The sequence below is a fragment of the Xenorhabdus sp. NBAII XenSa04 genome (assembly GCF_963866145.1).
GTDB classification, from domain to species: domain Bacteria; phylum Pseudomonadota; class Gammaproteobacteria; order Enterobacterales; family Enterobacteriaceae; genus Xenorhabdus; species Xenorhabdus indica.
The window spans coordinates 1-956 of record NZ_CAWMEB010000061.1 but is presented as its reverse complement, the minus strand read 5'-3'; the positions used below and the strand labels follow the sequence as shown (position 1 = coordinate 956).

The window sequence follows — 956 nt, the reverse complement described above, 5'->3', positions numbered from 1 at the left end:
GAAGGCCTGATAAAGGGCGGAGAACTCTTTCGTCAGGACAGCCAGCGACCAGCCGTCAGAGATAATATGGTGCTGGGTCACCAGCAGAATATGGTGTTGATCCGCGAGTTTCAGTAATTGGGCGCGGACTAACGGCCCTTGCGCAAAATCAAAATCCTGCCGGGCTTCCGCCTGTGTTGCCGCTTCCAGTGCCATTTGTTGCGCTGCCGGGGATAACGGGCTGAGATCGTGGTATCTCAGGGCAAAGCCCCGGCCCGCTTCACTGATAATCTGGCGCGCTTCCCCGTCGATAACGCTGATTGTGGTGCGCAGAATTTCATGACGGGCGACGATGCGATCCAGGGCGGCTTGCAGGGCGGCCAGATTTAAAGCGCCGTGCAGTTCTAAGCCGCCGGCGATGTGATAGGCGGCCTGCGCGGCGCTGTCCAGTTGGGCCAGGAACCATAGCCGTTGCTGAGCCCAGGAAAGGGGTAACGGCTGTTGGCGGTCCGCAGGTAAAATCAGTGGCTGGACGGATTGGGCGGCCTGCACCAGTGACGGGGCTAAATCGGCCAGTACCGGGTGAGTGAACAGATCTTGCAGTGTCACTTCCAGGTTCAGTTTCTCCCGTAAACGGGCAGCGACCTGTACAGTCAGTAACGAATGCCCGCCCAGTTCAAAGAAATTATCATGGCGGCCGATTTGCTCTGCGCCCAATAAATCCTGCCAGATTTCAGCCAGTGTCTGTTCAATTTCACCCTGTGGTGCGGCATATTCACGGCGCACAAGTGCAGCACTGTCGGGGGCGGGCAGGGCGTTGCGATCCAGTTTGCCATTCGGGGTCACAGGGAAGGCGTCTAAAATGATATAAGCGCCGGGCAGCATATAGTCCATCAGGCGGGTGCTGAGCTGTTCACGCAATGGCACCAGATCCAGCGTAATTTCAGGCTGTGGCACCAGATAGGCCACCAGACGCT

Annotated in this window: 1 protein-coding gene; it reads right to left on the bottom strand. The window is 57.7% G+C overall.

Annotated features, from left to right (window positions below; translation table 11 throughout):
* Positions 1 to 956, bottom strand: a 956-nt coding sequence (locus AAC147_RS03105) for a condensation domain-containing protein (protein ID WP_047685566.1), incomplete at both ends; no start/stop codon positions are given.